The organism is Pseudomonas sp. IT-196MI5 (genome assembly GCF_949767415.1).
Taxonomy (GTDB): domain Bacteria; phylum Pseudomonadota; class Gammaproteobacteria; order Pseudomonadales; family Pseudomonadaceae; genus Aquipseudomonas.
The window spans coordinates 215,176-228,859 of the sequence record NZ_CATKPZ010000011.1 but is presented as its reverse complement, the minus strand read 5'-3'; the positions used below and the strand labels follow the sequence as shown (position 1 = coordinate 228,859).

General features: G+C 59.2%; 11 protein-coding genes. All 11 read left to right on the top strand.

The window, feature by feature from the left end:
* Positions 1 to 6: 6 nt before the first annotated feature.
* The 11 genes from ACM6IK_RS08630 to kdsA all read left to right on the top strand — a co-directional run bounded on the left by ACM6IK_RS08630 (position 7) and on the right by kdsA (position 13,566).
* The gene (locus tag ACM6IK_RS08630; RefSeq protein ID WP_108216663.1) at positions 7 to 510 is read left to right on the top strand and encodes an OmpH family outer membrane protein; all 504 of its coding nucleotides are present in this window, start codon (positions 7 to 9) and stop codon (positions 508 to 510) included.
* 3 nt (positions 511 to 513) lie between these two features.
* Positions 514 to 1,569, top strand: coding sequence for a UDP-3-O-(3-hydroxymyristoyl)glucosamine N-acyltransferase (lpxD, locus tag ACM6IK_RS08625; protein WP_414873961.1), 1,056 nt, complete (start codon positions 514 to 516; stop codon positions 1,567 to 1,569).
* A gap of 108 nt (positions 1,570 to 1,677) precedes the next feature.
* Positions 1,678 to 2,118 (top strand): 3-hydroxyacyl-ACP dehydratase FabZ, encoded by a 441-nt coding sequence (gene fabZ / locus ACM6IK_RS08620; protein ID WP_007978374.1) that lies wholly within the window; start codon positions 1,678 to 1,680, stop codon positions 2,116 to 2,118.
* Positions 2,115 to 2,891 (top strand): acyl-ACP--UDP-N-acetylglucosamine O-acyltransferase, encoded by a 777-nt coding sequence (gene lpxA, locus ACM6IK_RS08615; protein WP_150727680.1) that lies wholly within the window; start codon positions 2,115 to 2,117, stop codon positions 2,889 to 2,891. The genes fabZ and lpxA overlap by 4 nt, the downstream gene beginning before the upstream one ends.
* Positions 2,892 to 2,893: 2 nt before the next feature.
* Positions 2,894 to 4,024, top strand: coding sequence for a lipid-A-disaccharide synthase (gene lpxB / locus ACM6IK_RS08610; RefSeq protein ID WP_414873960.1), 1,131 nt, complete (start codon positions 2,894 to 2,896; stop codon positions 4,022 to 4,024).
* Between the two features lie 11 nt (positions 4,025 to 4,035).
* Complete coding sequence (gene rnhB / locus ACM6IK_RS08605) at positions 4,036 to 4,662, top strand: ribonuclease HII (RefSeq protein ID WP_108216667.1); 627 nt, start codon at positions 4,036 to 4,038, stop codon at positions 4,660 to 4,662.
* 76 nt (positions 4,663 to 4,738) lie between these two features.
* Positions 4,739 to 8,260, top strand: coding sequence for a DNA polymerase III subunit alpha (dnaE, locus tag ACM6IK_RS08600; RefSeq protein ID WP_414873959.1), 3,522 nt, complete (start codon positions 4,739 to 4,741; stop codon positions 8,258 to 8,260).
* A gap of 139 nt (positions 8,261 to 8,399) precedes the next feature.
* Positions 8,400 to 9,347, top strand: a complete 948-nt coding sequence (locus ACM6IK_RS08595) for an acetyl-CoA carboxylase carboxyltransferase subunit alpha (protein ID WP_218430220.1) — start codon at positions 8,400 to 8,402, stop codon at positions 9,345 to 9,347.
* A 133-nt stretch (positions 9,348 to 9,480) separates the two neighbouring features.
* A complete protein-coding gene (gene tilS / locus ACM6IK_RS08590) occupies positions 9,481 to 10,809 on the top strand; it encodes a tRNA lysidine(34) synthetase TilS (RefSeq protein WP_414873958.1) in 1,329 nt (442 codons plus the stop codon).
* A gap of 274 nt (positions 10,810 to 11,083) precedes the next feature.
* Positions 11,084 to 12,715, top strand: coding sequence for a CTP synthase (locus tag ACM6IK_RS08585; RefSeq protein ID WP_095943886.1), 1,632 nt, complete (start codon positions 11,084 to 11,086; stop codon positions 12,713 to 12,715).
* A 5-nt stretch (positions 12,716 to 12,720) separates the two neighbouring features.
* On the top strand, positions 12,721 to 13,566 hold the full coding sequence (gene kdsA / locus ACM6IK_RS08580; RefSeq protein WP_084322286.1) for a 3-deoxy-8-phosphooctulonate synthase: 846 nt from the start codon (positions 12,721 to 12,723) through the stop codon (positions 13,564 to 13,566).
* Positions 13,567 to 13,684 lie beyond the last annotated feature (118 nt).

Genomic DNA, 13,684 nt, shown 5'->3' with positions numbered 1-13,684 from the left:
TGCATCGTGCGTAAGTTGACTCAATTGGTTCTCCTGGCCAGCGTACTGGTCGCTGGTCCGGCATTTGCCGACATGAAAATTGCTGTTCTGAACTATCAGATGGCTCTGCTGGAGTCCGACGCGGCGAAGAAATACGCCGTGGATGCCGAGAAAAAATTCGGTCCTCAGCTGACCAAGCTCAAGACTCTGGAAACCAGCGCCAAGGGCATTCAGGACCGCCTGATGTCCGGTGGCGACAAAATGCAGCAGGGCGAGCGCGAGCGTCTGGAGCTTGAATTCAAGCAAAAGGCCCGTGACTTCCAGTTCCAGTCCAAGGAACTGAACGAAGCCAAGGCCGTTGCCGACCGTGAAATGCTGAAGCAGCTCAAGCCGAAACTGGACAGCGCTGTGGAAGAAGTCATCAAGAAAGGTGCTTTTGACCTGGTCTTCGAGCGTGGCGCAGTGATTGATGTCAAGCCTCAGTACGACATCACTCGCCAGGTTATCGAGCGCATGAATCAGCTGAAGTAATCCATGACCGTGACCATTAAGCTCGGCCAGTTGGCCGAGTTCCTCGGCGCCACACTACGTGGCGATCCCGAGAAAGCAATTACTGGGCTAGCCACCTTGCAGGAGGCTGGCCCAGCTCAGTTGAGCTTTCTCGCAAACCCCCAATACCGTAAGTACCTGGCAGGCAGTCAGGCTGCAGCCTTGTTGCTGAAAGCCGCTGACGCCGAAGGTCATTGCGGGGATGTGCTGGTGGTGCCGGATCCTTACGCAGCCTATGCACGTGTTTCCCACCTGTTCGATCCAAAGCCCAAGGCCGTTGCCGGCATACATCCCACGGCAGTGATCGCTGCGGATGCGGTAGTCGATCCTGCGGCGAGTATCGGTGCTTTTGTGGTGATCGAAAGCGGTGCGCAGGTTGCAGCCGGTACGACTGTCGGCGCGCATTGCTTCATCGGTGCTCGCAGCGTGGTGGGTGAGGGTGGCTGGCTCGCGCCGCGTGTGACCCTGTATCACGACGTTCGCGTCGGCAAACGGGTCGTCATTCAGTCCGGAGCGGTGCTCGGAGGCGAAGGCTTTGGTTTTGCCAATGAAAAGGGCATCTGGCAGAAAATTGCCCAGATCGGTGGCGTGTTGATCGGCGATGACGTTGAAATCGGCGTGAATACAGCTATAGATCGCGGTGCGCTGGCCGATACCATCATCGGCAACGGCGTGAAGCTCGACAACCAGATTCAGATTGCCCACAACGTTCAGGTCGGTGATCACACCGCCATGGCGGCGTGTGTAGGGATCTCCGGCAGCACCAGGATCGGCAAGCACTGCATGCTCGCCGGTGGCGTAGGGCTGGTGGGGCACATCGATATTTGTGACAACGTTTTCATTACCGGGATGACCATGGTGACCCACTCGATTACCGAGCCGGGTGCCTATTCTTCCGGTACGGCCATGCAGCCGGCAGCCGAGTGGCGCAAAAGCGCGGCACGCATTCGTCAGCTCGATGACATCGCGCGGCGTCTGCGTCAGCTGGAAAAGCAAGTAGGGGAAGTGACCCCTGACGGTAATGCTTCATCAGATGGCTGATACCATTTCCATATCAAGTGTGCACAGCCGCTAGACTGCCTCCTTGATTTGCTAGAGGAACGTGCGTCAGTCGCGCGCTCCCAATCTTTACATAGGCTTCCCCCCGAAATGATGGACATCAACGAGATTCGCGAATACCTGCCTCACCGTTACCCGTTCCTGCTGGTGGACCGGGTAGTGGAGCTGGATGTTGAAGGCAAGCGCATTCGTGCCTACAAGAATGTCAGCATCAACGAACCGTTCTTCAATGGTCACTTCCCTGCGCATCCAATCATGCCTGGTGTATTGATCATCGAAGCAATGGCTCAGGCTGCCGGGATCCTTGGTTTCAAAATGCTCGACGTGAAACCGGCCGACGGCACTCTTTATTACTTCGTCGGTTCCGACAAGCTGCGCTTCCGCCAGCCGGTGCTGCCTGGCGATCAGCTGATCCTTGAAGCCAAGTTCATCAGCTGCAAGCGTCAGATCTGGAAGTTCGAATGCCAGGCTTCGGTCGATGGCAAGCCTGTCTGCTCCGCTGAAATCATCTGCGCGGAACGCAAGCTATGAGTTTGATTGACCCTCGTGCAATCATCGATCCGACAGCCGTTCTGGCTGACGGCGTCGAGGTCGGCCCATGGTCGATCGTCGGCGCAGGTGTGGAAATCGGCGAGGGGACAGTCATCGGGCCGCACGTGATCCTCAAGGGTCCGACGCGAATCGGTAAGCACAATCGCATTTACCAGTTTTCCTCGGTGGGCGAAGACACACCTGACCTGAAGTACAAAGGCGAGGAAACCCGCCTGGTGATTGGTGATCACAACATCATCCGCGAAGGCGTGACGATTCACCGTGGCACCATCCAGGACCGTTCGGAAACGACCCTGGGCGATCACAACCTGATCATGGCGTATGCCCACATCGGCCACGACAGCGTTATCGGCAACCACTGCATCCTGGTGAACAACACCGCACTGGCGGGCCATGTGCATGTGGAAGACTGGGCGATTCTTTCCGGTTTTACCCTGGTTCATCAGTATTGCCACATTGGCGCCCACAGCTTTTCAGGCATGGGTACCGCGATCGGCAAGGATGTTCCTGCGTATGTCACGGTGTTCGGTAACCCTGCCGAAGCCCGCAGCATGAACTTCGAGGGCATGCGCCGTCGCGGTTTCAGCGAAGATGCGATTCACGCCCTGCGTCGCGCCTACAAGGTGGTTTACCGCCAGGGTCTGACCGTGGAGCAGGCGCTCGTCGAACTGGCCGAGCCTTCTGCGCAGTTCCCGGAAGTAGCGGTGTTCCGCGACTCCATCCAGTCTTCGACCCGCGGCATCACCCGCTAATCATGGCCAATCTGCGTATTGCGCTGGTAGCGGGCGAGGCTTCCGGCGACATTCTGGGCGCAGGCCTCATGCGTGCACTCAAGGCTCGTCACCCTGCGATCGAGTTCATCGGTGTCGGTGGTCCGTTGATGCAGGCTGAAGGCCTGATCTCGTATTTCCCGATGGAGCGTCTGTCCGTCATGGGCCTGGTGGAAGTGCTGGGTCGGTTACGCGAATTGCTGGCACGGCGCAAGAAGCTGGTCGCCGACCTGATCGACGCGAAACCCGATGTGTTCATCGGTATCGACGCGCCAGACTTCAACCTCAATATCGAACTCAAGCTGCGTCAAGCCGGGATCAAGACCGTGCACTACGTCAGCCCGTCGGTCTGGGCCTGGCGGCAGAAGCGGGTGCTGAAGATTCGCGAAGGCTGCGACCTGATGCTCACGCTGTTCCCGTTCGAAGCCAGATTCTACGAAGAGAAGGGCGTACCGGTGCGGTTCGTCGGTCATACCCTGGCCGACGCCATTCCACTCGAAGCCGATCGCAGCGCAGCGCGGGCCGAACTTGGTTTGCCTGACGGGCCGCTGGTGGCGTTGATGCCCGGCAGTCGCGGTGGTGAAGTTGGCCGACTCGGCGCGTTGTTCCTCGATACGGCCCAGCGCTTGCGTACGCTGCGCCCGGGCGTGCGGTTTGTCATGCCTTGCGCCAGTGCGCAGCGCCGGGCTCAGTTGGAGGAGTTGCTGGCCGGTCGTGATCTGCCGCTGACCTTGCTCGATGGCAACTCTCATCTGGCCCTGGCAGCCTGCGACGCCGTGCTGATTGCCTCCGGAACCGCAACGCTTGAAGCATTGCTGTACAAGCGGCCGATGGTGGTTGCCTACCGTCTGGCACCGCTGACGTTCTGGATTCTCAAGCGCATGGTGAAAAGCCCCTACATTTCATTGCCGAACTTGTTGGCCCAGCGTCTGTTGGTGCCCGAGTTGTTGCAGGACGATGCCACGGTCGAAGCGCTGGCCCAGACCTTGTCACCGCTGATCGAAGGCGGTGAAGAGCAGACCCGTGGCTTTGATGAGATTCACCGGACCCTGCGTCTGGATGCCTCCAACCAGGCTGCGGACGCAGTTCTGAACCTGATCGGCCAAGTTAAATGAGTAAAACAAGCATGCAGATGGGGCTGGATTTCACCTTGGTCGCGCAAGTCGAAGAGTTGGTTGCCGGTGTCGATGAAGTCGGTCGCGGCCCGCTCTGTGGTGCGGTAGTGACAGCAGCGGTGATCCTTGATCCGAACCGCCCGATCCTCGGGCTGAACGACTCGAAGAAACTCACCGAAGCCCGCCGCGAAAAGCTCTACGACGAAATCTGCGAAAAAGCCCTGAGCTGGTGTATCGCTCGCGCCGAAGTCGAAGAAATCGACGAGCTCAATATCCTGCACGCCACCATGCTGGCCATGCAGCGTGCGGTCGCCGGGCTGCATATCCAGCCGAAGCTGGCGATGATCGACGGCAACCGTTGCCCGAAACTGCCGATGCGCTCCGAAGCCGTGGTCAAGGGCGATAGCAAGGTTCCAGCTATCGCCGCCGCATCGATTCTGGCCAAGGTCAGTCGCGACCGGGAAATGGCTGCGTTCGAATTGATCTACCCGGGTTACGGTATTGGCGGCCACAAGGGCTACCCGACCCCCGTTCATCTGGAAGCGCTCGCCCGTCTTGGTCCGACCCCGATTCACCGGCGTTCGTTTGCCCCGGTGCGTCTGGCGTATGAGGCGCGGGAAGGTCTCATCGAGAGTTAGTCGCGAGGCTGATGTTTTACTCAAGGCCCGGTACAATCCGGGCCTTGTTGTTTTTATGTTTCTAGACAGGATCACTATGCCGGCTTCATTCGTTCACCTACGCCTGCACACTGAATACTCCCTGGTCGACGGTCTGGTGCGGATCAAGCCGCTGGTCAAGACCCTGGTCGGCATGAACATGCCTGCCGTAGCGGTCACTGACCAGAACAACATGTGTTCCCTGGTCAAATTCTATAAAAACGCCATGGGTGCCGGGATCAAGCCGATCTGCGGTGCCGACCTCTGGCTGTCGAACAAGGATCCGGACAACCCGCTGAGCCGGATCAGCCTGCTGGTGATGAACGCCGAAGGCTATCGCAACCTCACCGAACTGATTTCCCGTGGCTATATAGATGGTCAGCGCAATGGCGCGATCATCATCGAGCGTGAATGGGTCGCTGAAGCCAATGCGGGCCTGATCATGCTGTCGGCGGCCAAAGAAGGCGAGATCGGCCAGGCCATGCTCAGTGGCAACCCGGCGGAAGCTGAAACCCTGGCCCGCGAATGGATGGACGTGTTTCCGGATCGTTTCTACCTGGAAATCCAGCGCACCAACCGCCCTAACGATGAAGAGCAGCTGCACGGCGCCGTGGCGCTGGCCGAGAAGCTCGGTGCGCCGCTGGTGGCGACCAATGACGTGCGCTTCATCAAGCAGGAAGACTTCGCCGCCCACGAAACCCGCGTGTGCATCGGTGAAGGCCGCGCCCTTGACGATCCTCGGCGTTCGAAGAATTACAGCGATCAGCAGTACCTCAAAAGCGCCGAGGAAATGGCCGAGCTGTTCAGCGACATTCCCGAGGCGCTGGAAAACACCGTCGAGATCGCCAAGCGCTGCAACATTGAAGTGAAGCTGGGTACGCACTTCCTGCCCAACTTCCCGATCCCCGATGGCATGACCATCGACGAGTACTTCCGCAAGGTGTCCTTTGACGGCCTGGAGGAGCGCCTTAGCGTTCTGCTGCCCAAGGACACCACCGAAGACTACGAAGCCAAGCGTCAGGTCTATGTCGACCGGCTGAATTTCGAGCTGGATATCATTATCCAGATGGGGTTCCCCGGGTACTTCCTGATCGTGATGGACTTTATCCAGTGGGCCAAGAACAACGGCGTGCCGGTAGGTCCTGGCCGTGGATCGGGTGCCGGGTCGCTGGTCGCCTATGTGCAGAAGATCACCGACCTCGACCCGCTGGAATACGACCTGCTGTTCGAACGTTTCCTCAACCCGGAACGGGTATCGATGCCCGACTTCGACGTCGACTTCTGCATGGACGGTCGTGACCGGGTGATCGACTACGTGGCCGAGAAGTACGGCCGCAATGCGGTAAGCCAGATCATCACCTTCGGTTCCATGGCGGCGAAGGCTGTGGTCCGCGACGTGGCGCGGGTGCAGGGTAAGTCCTATGGCCTGGCGGATCGTCTGTCGAAGATGATTCCGTTCGAAGTCGGCATGACCCTGGAAAAAGCCTACGAGCAGGAAGAGATCCTGCGCGACTTCATCAAGGTCGATGAAGAGGCTGCGGAAATCTGGGAGATGGCCCGCAAGCTCGAAGGCGTTGTGCGTAACGTCGGCAAGCACGCCGGCGGTGTGGTAATCGCACCGACCAAACTGACCGACTTCTCGCCAATCTACTGTGATGAAGCGGGCGATGGCCTGGTAACACAGTTCGACAAGGATGACGTTGAAGCTGCCGGCCTGGTGAAGTTCGACTTCCTCGGTCTGCGAACCCTGACGATCATCGACTGGGCGCTGAAAACCATCAACCGTGACCGCGCCAAGGTCAACGAGCCGCCGCTGGATATCGCGTTCATCCCGCTGGATGACAAGCCGACCTACACCCTGCTGCAAAAAGCCGAAACCACGGCCGTGTTCCAGCTTGAATCCCGGGGCATGAAAGAGCTGATCAAAAAGCTCAAGCCCGACTGCCTGGAAGACTTGATCGCACTGGTGGCGCTGTTCCGTCCGGGCCCGCTGCAATCGGGCATGGTGGACGACTTCATCAACCGTAAGCACGGTCGCGCCGAGCTGGCGTACCCGCACTCGGACTACCAGTACGAAGGCCTCAAGCCCGTACTGGCACCGACTTACGGCATCATCCTGTACCAGGAACAGGTGATGCAGATTGCCCAGGTCATGGCTGGCTACACCCTCGGTGGTGCGGACATGCTGCGTCGCGCCATGGGTAAGAAAAAACCCGAGGAAATGGCCAAGCAGCGCGGCGGCTTCATTGAAGGTTGCGCCACCAACAACATCGATGCGGACCTCGCCGGTAACATTTTCGACCTGGTGGAAAAATTCGCCGGTTACGGCTTCAACAAATCCCACTCCGCTGCTTATGGCCTGGTGTCGTACCAGACCGCATGGCTGAAAGCGCATTACCCGGCGCCGTTCATGGCGGCGGTGCTTTCGGCGGATATGCACAACACCGACAAGGTCGTGACCTTGATCGAAGAAGTGCGGACCATGAAACTGCGTCTCGACGCACCGGACGTGAACACCTCCGAATTCAAGTTTACGGTGAACGACGAAGGCCGGATCATTTACGGTCTGGGTGCCATCAAGGGCGTGGGTGAGGGCCCGGTCGAGGCGATCACCGAAGCGCGTCTGGCCGGTCCGTTCAAGGATCTGTTCGATTTCTGCGCCCGGGTCGACCTCAAGCGCATCAACAAGCGCACCCTCGACGGCTTGATCCGCAGCGGCGCGCTGGATCGCCTCGGGCCGTATTTCCACGATGAGCAGAAAGCCTACCAGGCCAACATCGACCGCAATCGCGCGGTGCTGCTGACGGCGATGGAAGAAGCGATCAAGGCGGCCGAACAAACTGCACGCACCCAGGACAGCGGTCACTGCGACCTGTTCGGCGGTCTGTTTGTCGAAGAAGACGCCGACGTCTACGCCAATCACCGCAAGGCCAAGGAACTGACCCTCAAGGAGCGCCTGAAAGGGGAGAAAGATACCCTCGGCCTGTACCTGACCGGTCACCCGATCGACGAGTACGAAGGTGAAATCCGTCGCTTTGCCCGTCAGCGCATCATCGACCTGAAACCGGCGCGCGATACCCAGACGGTCGCCGGAATGATCATCGCCTTGCGGGTGATGAAGAACAAAAAGGGCGACAAGATGGGGTTCATCACCCTCGACGACCGTTCAGGACGGATCGAGGCCTCGCTGTTTTCCGAGGCGTTCCACTCCGCGCAGTCGCTGTTGCAGACCGACGCGATGGTGGTGGTCGAAGGCGAGGTCAGCAATGACGACTTCTCCGGTGGCCTGAAGTTGCGGGTCAAGCGGGTGATGAGCATGGAAGATGCGCGCACCAACCTGGCCGAAAGCCTGCGCCTGAAGTTGCATGCCAAGGACCTCAAGGGCGATCAGCTACGCTGGCTGGGTGAACTGTTGAAGCGTCACCGCGGTGCGTGCCCGATCACCATGGATTACACCAGCCCGGATGCGAAGGCCTTGTTGCAGTTCGGCGAAGGCTGGCGGATCGATCCGGCGGATGCGTTGATTCAAGCCCTGCGTGACCAGTTCGGGCGAGACAACGTCTTCCTCCAATACCGTTGACCGGCAGGTGATGTCAGAACGCCTGCTCGCAACCTGAATTTTTAATCTCGACCTCAACGCGCCTCTCCCTTAAGGTAGGGCGCGAATAGACAACCGGCCGGCCCAAGATCCCTTGGGACTCGACCCAAGACGGACGCCTATGAACCCGAATTTTCTAGATTTCGAACAGCCGATCGCCGACCTGCAAGCCAAGATCGAAGAGTTGCGCTTGGTCGGTAATGACAATTCGCTGAATATCGGCGATGAGATCTCCCGCCTGCAGGACAAGAGCAAAACGCTGACCGAAGACATTTTCGGCAAGCTGACCAGCTGGCAGATCGCACGTCTGGCGCGTCATCCGAAACGTCCGTATACCCTGGACTACATCGAACACATCTTCACCGAGTTCGATGAGTTGCACGGTGACCGTCACTTCTCCGACGACGCTGCCATCGTTGGCGGTATTGCCCGTCTGGACGACCAGCCGGTGATGATCATCGGTCACCAGAAGGGCCGTGAAGTGCGCGAGAAAGTTCGCCGCAACTTCGGCATGCCACGTCCGGAGGGCTACCGCAAGGCTTGCCGCCTGATGGAAATGGCCGAGCGTTTCAAAATGCCGATCCTGACCTTCATCGACACCCCGGGCGCCTACCCTGGCATCGACGCCGAAGAGCGTAACCAGAGCGAAGCGATCGCCTGGAACCTGCGTGTCATGGCTCGTCTGAAAACCCCAATCATCGCCACCGTGATCGGTGAGGGTGGTTCCGGTGGTGCACTGGCGATCGGTGTCTGCGACCAGTTGAACATGCTGCAGTATTCGACCTACGCGGTGATCTCGCCGGAAGGTTGCGCTTCGATTCTGTGGAAAACCGCCGAGAAAGCACCGGATGCCGCAGAAGCGATGGGCATCACCGCCGAACGCCTCAAAGGCCTGGGTATCGTGGACAAGGTTATTGGCGAGCCATTGGGTGGCGCGCACCGTGACCCGGCCGCTGCTGCCGCATCGATCCGCGCCGAGCTGAGCTCGCAACTGAAGATGCTGAAGAAGTTCGATAACGACGCGCTGTTGAAGCGCCGTTATGATCGACTGATGAGCTACGGTCTCTAAGTCGAACACGCAGTGCCCATGTGGGAGCGAGCTTGCTCGCGATGAGGGTATGACAGTCGACGAATCTGTTGAATGTCAGGCCGCTATCGCGAGCAAGCTCGCTCCCACATTTGATTTGTGCAAGGTGATGGATATGAGTCGGTCCAATATTGATCTGCCCACCAGACTCTTGTTGAATCTTGCCTCGTGGCGCGATGCAGCCCATTGGCGCATCGCCTTCTCCGGCGGCCTGGACTCCACTGTCCTGCTGCACCTTCTGGCAACACTCTCCAAAACCGAATCCCTGCCGGCGCTGAGCGCCATCCATGTCCATCACGGCCTTCAATCCGTGGCCGATGCGTGGCCGGAGCATTGTCGTGCTGTGTGCGCTGCGCTGGGTGTGCCGCTGCAAGTGGTTCACGTGCAGGTGCAACCGGGTGCCAGCCTTGAACGTGCAGCCCGGGATGCGCGGTATCACGCGTTCGTCGAAGTGACTCGGCCCGGTGAAGTGCTGCTGACAGCCCAGCACCGCGACGATCAGGCGGAAACCCTGTTGTTTCGTCTGTTGCGCGGAGCGGGCGTGCGCGGATTGTCCGGTATGCCGCGTCAACGCCCGTTGGGTCGAGGGCATCTGCTGCGGCCATTGCTTGATGTCACGCGGGCTGAACTGGAGGCTTATGCCAGGGCGCATGGCTTGAGCTGGATTGAAGACCCCTCGAACCAGGATCGGCAGTACTCGCGCAATTACCTTAGGCATCAAGTCTTCCCCGTGCTGATCCAGCGCTGGCCGCAAGCGGTGGCGACCATGGCCCGCAGCGCGGCGCATTTGACTGAAGCGCAGGGGTTGCTCGAAGAGCTGGCCGACATGGATTTGCGTGAGGCCAGCGCTGCCAGTGAGTTCGAATGGCTGGGATTGCGATCCCTTGAACTGGCGCCGCTTGCGCAATTGTCTGTTGCCCGGCAGCGCAATGCCTTGAGTCATTGGCTCGAATCGTTGACCCGTCTGCCGGACACCGACCATTGGTCGGGTTGGGAGGATTTGCGCGACGCCAACGGCGATGCCTGCCCGGTGTGGCGACTGGCCGATGGCGAATTGCATCGGGCGGGGGGGCGGATCTGGTGGCTGTCCGGTTGCTGGTTGCGTCCACTGCCCGTCGCCGGAGCGTGGCAGGAACCGGCGTCACCGCTGGCTATCCCGGACAACGGCGTGCTTTCGCTCACCGGGCAAATACCCGATGGCCCGTTACAGATCCGCTATCGTGAAGGAGGAGAGGTCATGGCTTTGCCTGGCCGCGGCCATCGGGACCTGAAACGTTTGCTCAATGAAAACGGTGTACCGTCCTTCGTACGCGGCAGATTGCCGCTGCTCTACAAAGACGACCAATTGCTGGCAGTGGCGAACCTGAAAGGACTCGACGGTAGTGTGAGCGGAGGCTGGAATTTACATTGGCAGCCACCAGGCGAGGATCTGGGTTTGAGATGAAAGGGGCTTTCCGGTAGACTACGCTCCCTTCTTGATACAACTTCTGTGGATTCGCCTGAATTGCAGGAGTTGCCGATTACCAGGCAGTCTTTGCTGGGCGATTCCAAAAAATGTGTAGCGAGCAACGAACCGGTGTTTCATTTTCCGGTCTGTCCCAACGCGGCGGTTTTTTTGAAAGGTGCACTGTGATTAATGCAGGTGATCGGGGGCTTCGGCCTTCCTTCGCTTTCCCCGGCGGCTCGGACCGCTTTAACGCAGACTTCTAGGGTTTTTCATGACGCGCTACATATTCGTCACGGGCGGTGTTGTTTCTTCATTGGGGAAAGGCATTGCATCGGCATCATTGGCGGCCATCCTGGAGGCGCGGGGACTTAAGGTCACCATGCTGAAGCTGGACCCGTACATCAACGTCGACCCGGGCACCATGAGCCCGTTCCAGCACGGTGAAGTGTTCGTCACTCACGACGGCGCCGAGACCGACCTGGACCTGGGCCACTACGAGCGGTTCATCCGCACGACCATGACCCAGAACAACAACTTCACCACCGGCCGTGTCTACGAACACGTCCTGCGCAAAGAGCGCCGTGGTGACTACCTGGGTGCAACCATCCAGGTGATCCCGCACATCACCGACGAAATCAAGCGCCGCATCATCAAGGGTGCGGGCGACGCTGACGTGGCTATGGTCGAGATCGGCGGCACCGTGGGTGACATCGAGTCGCAACCGTTCCTCGAGGCGATCCGCCAACTGCGTTTCGAAGTCGGCGCCAAGCGCGCGATGCTGATGCACCTGACACTGGTGCCGTACATCGCCACTGCCGGCGAAACCAAGACCAAGCCAACCCAGCACTCGGTGAAGGAACTGCGTTCCATCGGCCTGCAACCCGACGTGCTGGTCTGCCGCTCCGATCACCCGATCGATATTTCCTCGCGTCGCAAGATCGCGCAGTTCACCAACGTTGAAGAGCGTGCGGTGATCGGCCTGGAAGACGCCGACACCATCTACAAGATCCCGGGCATCCTGCATTCCCAGGGCCTGGACGATTTCGTCGTCGAGCGTTTCGGCCTGCAATGCGGCGGTGCCGATCTGTCCGAGTGGGAAGCCGTGGTCGACGCCAAGCTCAACCCTGAGCACGAAGTCACCATCGCCATGGTCGGCAAGTACATGGAACTGCTGGACGCCTACAAGTCGCTGATCGAAGCGATGAGTCACGCCGGCATCAGCAACCGTACCAAGGTCAACCTGCGCTACATCGACTCCGAAGACATCGAGAACCAGGGCACCGCGTTGCTGGAAGGCGTCGACGCAATCCTGGTACCTGGCGGCTTCGGTCTGCGTGGCGTTGAAGGCAAGATCACTGCTGTTCAATACGCTCGCGAAAACAAGGTTCCGTACCTGGGCATCTGCCTGGGCATGCAAGTGGCCGTTATCGAGTTCGCACGTAACGTGATGGGCTGGAAAGACGCCAACTCCACCGAGTTCGATCGTGCCAGCGGTCACCCGGTCGTGGGCCTGATCACCGAGTGGGAAGATGCCACCGGCGCTGTCGAGACCCGTACCGAAACCTCCGATCTGGGCGGCACCATGCGCCTGGGTGCGCAGGATTGCCTGCTGGAGCCGGGCTCCCTGGTCCACGGTTGCTACGGCAAGGATGTGATTGTCGAGCGTCATCGTCATCGCTACGAAGTGAACAACAACCTGCTGCCGCAAATCATGGAGGCTGGTTTGAAAATCTCCGGTCGCTCCGGGGATGGCGCACTGGTTGAAGTGGTTGAAGCGCCGGATCACCCATGGTTCGTCGCTTGCCAGTTCCACCCAGAGTTCACCTCGACGCCACGCGACGGTCACCCGCTGTTCAGCGGTTTCGTCAAGGCAGCGTTGACTCAACACCAGAAGAAGGCGTAACCCCGATGGCACAGAAGATCATCCGCGTCGGCGACATCGAGATTGCCAACGACAAACCCATGGTGCTGTTCGGCGGCATGAACGTGCTGGAAAGCCGCGACATGGCAATGCAGGTTTGCGAAGAGTATGTGAAGGTTACCGAAAAGCTCGGTATCCCTTACGTGTTCAAGGCCAGTTTCGATAAGGCCAACCGGTCTTCTGTGACCTCCTATCGTGGTCCTGGCCTGGAAGAGGGCATGCGCATCTTCCAGGACATCAAGCAAGCCTTCGGCGTGCCGATCATCACCGACGTCCACGAACCTGAGCAGGCCGCGGTCGTCGCTGAAGTCTGCGACATCATCCAGTTGCCAGCCTTCCTGTCACGCCAGACCGACCTCGTGGTCGCGATGGCCAAGACCGGTGCAGTGATCAACATCAAGAAAGCCCAGTTCCTCGCGCCTCAGGAAATGAAACACATCCTGAACAAATGCGTAGAAGCCGGTAACGATCAGTTGATCCTCTGCGAGCGTGGTTCGAGCTTCGGCTACAACAACCTGGTCGTCGACATGCTCGGCTTCGGCATCATGAAGCAGTTTGAATACCCGGTGTTCTTCGACGTGACCCATGCGCTGCAAATGCCTGGCGGTCGTTCCGATTCCGCCGGTGGTCGTCGCGCCCAGGTCCTCGATCTGGCAAAAGCCGGCATGAGCCAGTCCCTGGCCGGCTTGTTCCTGGAAGCCCACCCGGATCCGGACAACGCCAAGTGCGATGGCCCTTGCGCCTTGCGCCTGGACAAACTGGAGCCATTCCTGGCCCAGCTCAAGGCTTTGGACGAACTGGTGAAGAGTTTTCCGACGGTAGAAACCGCGTAATCCTCAATTCTCCTATGTAGGAGCTGGCTTGCCAGCGAAGTGGCCATGTAGGAGCTGGCTTGCCAGCGAAGAGGCCCTCAAGTCTTGCCGAGATTTTAAGACCGCCTTCGCTGGCAAG